This is a genomic window from Candidatus Cloacimonadota bacterium (assembly GCA_020532355.1).
Lineage (GTDB): Bacteria > Cloacimonadota > Cloacimonadia > Cloacimonadales > Cloacimonadaceae > UBA5456.
Genome location: JAJBBD010000089.1, coordinates 1 through 4,732, shown reverse-complemented (window position 1 = coordinate 4,732; position 4,732 = coordinate 1). Strand labels below are relative to the sequence as shown.

General features: G+C 41.7%; 3 protein-coding genes. All 3 read left to right on the top strand.

Features of this window, described 5'->3' with window-relative positions; translation table 11 throughout:
- A partial coding sequence (locus LHW48_02880) for a restriction endonuclease subunit S (GenBank protein ID MCB5259404.1) occupies window positions 1-239 on the top strand: 239 nt, incomplete at its 5' end.
- A gap of 15 nt (window positions 240-254) precedes the next feature.
- On the top strand, window positions 255-3,974 hold the full coding sequence (locus LHW48_02875) for an AAA family ATPase (GenBank protein ID MCB5259403.1): 3,720 nt from the start codon (window positions 255-257) through the stop codon (window positions 3,972-3,974).
- Between the two features lie 3 nt (window positions 3,975-3,977).
- A partial coding sequence (locus tag LHW48_02870; protein ID MCB5259402.1) for a hypothetical protein occupies window positions 3,978-4,732 on the top strand: 755 nt, incomplete at its 3' end.

Below are 4,732 nucleotides of genomic sequence, written 5' to 3'. Positions count from 1 at the left end.
TATTGGTTGAGGACTTCAAGAAGATGAACCAGGGGACATCAATCAATGGGATTATCCGGAGTGATCTGGAGGCCACTTTGATACTGAAGCCATCGCTCGTTGAGCAGAAACAGATAGCTGCTGTTCTTAAGGCATTGGATGAAACACTTAAGAAAGAACAAAGCAATCAGAGCAAGTATCATGATCTGAAGAAAGGTCTGATGGCAGAATTGCTTACAGGGAAAGTAAGGATTAAATGAGATGAGGATTTAGGTATGATGAAACATAACTCCAATTACCCGATAAAACACTTATCAGTTAGAGTGCCATGGCATGACAATGGATGGGATGGAACTATTTGCAGAAATCCAAAGGCAAACAGCGCATGCTTAGTACTCAAGAATTGTGCTGAGAATAGAGACGATGAAAAAGAAGATAAACTGTCTGGAAAATCCATCAGAGATCTATCCCAAGATGATTATCCTGTATGCGCCAGTGAGCGTGGTGTTTTTATGGCTGGGTTCCCAATTCGTAAAGTTGTAACACATCCATATTTCAACGGATCTCCTAAGACTCATGGGCACTTAAAACCTACTACAATCGTATATCCGCCGTTTAGTTTTTCTGCTGTTCCATATAGATGGGTCTTAAAAGAAAATGCAGAACTTCTATCGGAAGCTTATAACCTTGATTATGCTGATGACAGGGAACCAGTACTAGATTGGGGAAAACCTGTAAGTTGGGTGCAGGAGATACGTAACCAGAAAGCTCTATTGAACTGCTTCTTTGAGCATCTTGATGTTACAAGTTCTCTGGTGTTTGCATATGCAAAACAGGTCCCCTTTGTTGAAGATAACAGAAAGGTGCTTATTGGGGTTGGAAAGATTAATGATATCAAACCAAGTGAGGCATATGAGGGTTCTAACGAGAAGTTTGGGACAGCCTATTGGGAACACATGATACATCACAGTATTCGTAATGATTGTAAAGATGGTTTCTTATTGCCATATAATGAGGCTACTGATTTTCAGAAGACTAATCCAGAATTTGATATCAACGACATCATTGTCTCAATTCCAGATGACAAGCACTTGGAGTTTTCGTATGCATCAGAACACGTCAGCAATGATGCAGCGATAAGAATCTTACTAGAATGTCTGCAAGCTTTTGAAAGAGCAGAAGAATTTGGAATAGGCAAACACAATCAATCAGCGATAAAATGGATTCACAATGAGATCTCAAAACTAGATAAACTCAGAGGAGCATATCCAGGTATGGGGGCGGCTCTATGCGCATTTGGAATTGAGAAAGGGCATTTCGTCGCTGCTGAGATAATCAATAACCTCAAGGATTGTCAATCTAATCCATGGAGAGTATTTGAAAAGATTGCAGACGGTAATACTGGCATAATAGATGGCAGAATTGAAAGTTTAGTACCTGAAAATACTAAGACTTTGTATAAATCGATAATGCAAAGAAAGCCAGATAGGTTGAGCTTCCTGCATTTACTAAGCCGGTTCGATCTGTCCATAGAACAAGCAATTGCTCTATGGGTTGAGGAAGAGAGAACTAAGTATGTTCATGATCGAAGAGAGAGCGAGTATCTAGTTGATCCATATTTGATCTACACAGATCTAAGATTATCTACGATACCAGTAGATATCAAGACCATTGATATGGGGTTGTATACCAAAGAAAACTATCCAGACCTGTTACCGGTGTCAATGAGATATACTGACCCATTGGCAAGCAACAGAATCAAAGCCTTTACTATTCATCAGCTAGAAATTGCATCCAATGCTGGTCATACTTTACTTCCAAGGAAAGACTTAGTGAACCAGATTCGTAGTTTGGGAATTCGCCCAGAATGTCCAATTAATAGCGACTATTACGATCTCGCAGAAGACGTCTTTAGTGGCGATATTGCAATAACAGATACCGCATCTGGTGATAGAGCTTACCAATTAAACAGATATGTCCTTACCAAAAATATCATATCCAAGAAGATCATGGATAGGGTAAAAGGTCAAAAGCTTCTGATAAGTGAAGACTGGGAAGTAACTCTGAACTCGAAGCTGCCAGGTTCTCAAATTGATGATCAAGAACAAAGAGCAAGGCATGAAAAAGTAGCTGCACTTCAGACACTTGCAGAATCAAGGTTTTCTTTGTTAATTGGTCCTGCTGGAACTGGTAAAACTACTTTGTTGACGATACTTGCTGGCCAGCAAGAGATTATGAGTGCAGGAGTTCTCTTCTTAGCTCCAACTGGAAAAGCTAGGGTAAGAATGGAAGAAATTGCCCGGGATATCAACATAACAGCAAAAACTATTGCACAGTTTCTGGTTAGTTATTCACGGTACGACACTGATACAGGGAGATACGTGATGTCTGACAAGAGATGTGCCGAGCCGTATCAGACTGTGATCATAGACGAGTGTTCCATGCTGACAGAGGAGATGCTTTCAACGACTATGGATTGCTTGCAAGGCGTTAAGAGATTCATATTAGTCGGGGACCATAGACAACTACCACCGATAGGAGCAGGAAGACCTTTTGTGGATATTGTAAACTACCTGAGACCTTCTGATATTGACTCTTCATTTCCGAAGGTTGCCCCTGGTTATGCAGAACTAACAATCAGGCGCAGGCAAGGTGGTGCAAGTCGAGAGGATTTACAATTAGCGGAGTGGTTTGGTGGAGGAACTATGGAGCCTGCAGCCGAATCTGTTTTCAAACTCCTTATTAGCAAGAAAGCATCAGAAAATATCCGGGTTGAACGTTGGCAGAATGAAGATGATTTTAACAAACTGCTCGAACAGGTACTTCATGAAGAACTGGCAATGGAGAGTTTTGACGACCTGGATGGCTTTAATAAATCGCTCGGTGCTGTAGATAACTACTATTTTAACAAAGGTGTAGCAGTTCACTCGGTTGAAGATTGGCAAATTCTGTCTCCGGTTAGAGGAAAATTGTACGGAGTATCAGCCATTAATAGAAAGATACATAAGCAATTCCGTAGTAAGCAAATCCAGAACAAGTATAGAAAACTGCCTGAACCACTCGGTTCCGAACAGATTGTCTACGGGGATAAAGTAATTAATGTCATCAATAAGTCCAGAGATTCAAAATCAGTGTACCCGTTTGATGGTTTGAATTACCTGGCTAATGGTGAAATTGGTGTAGTGATAGGGCAATTCAGAAAGAAAGCTGATAAACAACAGCCCAAAAACACACATGTGGAGTTTACCTCCCAAAAAGGATATACATATACTTTCTGGAGTTGGATGTTTAGCGAAGAAGGGGAGTCTCCGCTGGAACTTGCGTACGCTTTAACGATACATAAGGCGCAAGGAAGTGAGTTTGGCACCACTTTTATAGTAATACCCCAGCATTGTTCTCTCCTTTCTCGTGAAATGATTTATACCGCTCTAACTCGTCAAAAAGGTAGAGTTGTGATGCTACTGCAGGGAGAGGGTCTTGAATTACTAAAGTATTCTAGTCAGTTGAAATCGGAAACATTAAGCCGTATCACCAATCTCTTCTTTAAGCCCAATGTCATCGACTTTGATGGTCACTACCTAGAAAAGAACCTCATACATCAAGCAGAAGATGGGGTTATGCTAAGGTCAAAAAGTGAGTTGATAATCTATCAGTTGATGCTCAAGAAGGGTATTAAACCTATGTATGAGAAGAGAATAACCATTAAGGATGTAGTTATTTTACCTGATTACATCATTGACAATGATGATACAGGGGTTACTTACTACTGGGAACATTGTGGTATGATGCACGACCCAGAATATATAGAAAGGTGGAGCAAAAAACTCGCATTCTATAGAGAAAACGAAATACTCCCTTACCAAGAAGGTGGTGGAAGAAACGGAACACTTATAGTTACTGAAGAGAAGTTAAAAGTTCTGGAGAATGGACAAGTTAGGGGAGCGTTCTCAGTGCAGGAAATTGAAGATATAATAGACAAGGTTCTCTTGGGGTAGATTATGTCAGAATACACCAGCGTTGAACGTCCCTTCCTGGATAAGCTGCAGCAGCTTGGTTGGGAAGTAATTGATCAGGGAACCGGGTTTACTCCCTATGATCCAAGCATCAGCAGGAGAGAAAGCTTCAGAGAGTATATTCTTGAGAACGAGTTTAGTGCTTCTCTGAAAAGGATTAATCTCACTGAAGATGGCAGAAGCTGGCTAACTGATAAACAGCTTGAGGCGGTACTTAGCGAGCTGACCATGCATCCGGGGATGGACTTACTCAAGGCAAATCAGGCAGTGTTTGAGCTTCTGACCCGCAATACGACGGTTGATCAGAATACACTGACCGGAGAGCAAAACCCCACGGTGCGGCTGATTGATTTCGCCAATCCTGAGCGCAATAGCTTTATCGCCATTAACCAGTTCAAGATCGAGACTCCGGGAGCCAGCAAGCAGGCGATCATTCCGGACATTGTGCTGTTTATCAATGGCTTGCCGATCGTAGTAGTGGAATGTAAAGACATGGATGTGGCTCAACCCTTAAGTGAGGCATTTATCCAGATTAACCGCTATGCTAACTTGCGTGTGGATGACTATGGCATCAAGGAAGGCGAAGAGCGGCTATTCCATTGCAATCTCTTCAACATCGTCACTCATGGCAATGAAGCCAGGTTTGGCACCATCACAGGCGAGTTTGACCACTATCTGAACTGGAAGGACATCTTTCCGGAGGAATATAAAACTATCTCCGTATCTCCGGATGAGCAGCG

Bases quoted from the DNA above. Each gene is read 5' to 3' on its own strand.
- LHW48_02875 (MCB5259403.1), top strand. From the start codon at position 255: ATGATGAAACATAACTCCAATTACCCGATAAAACACTTATCAGTTAGA.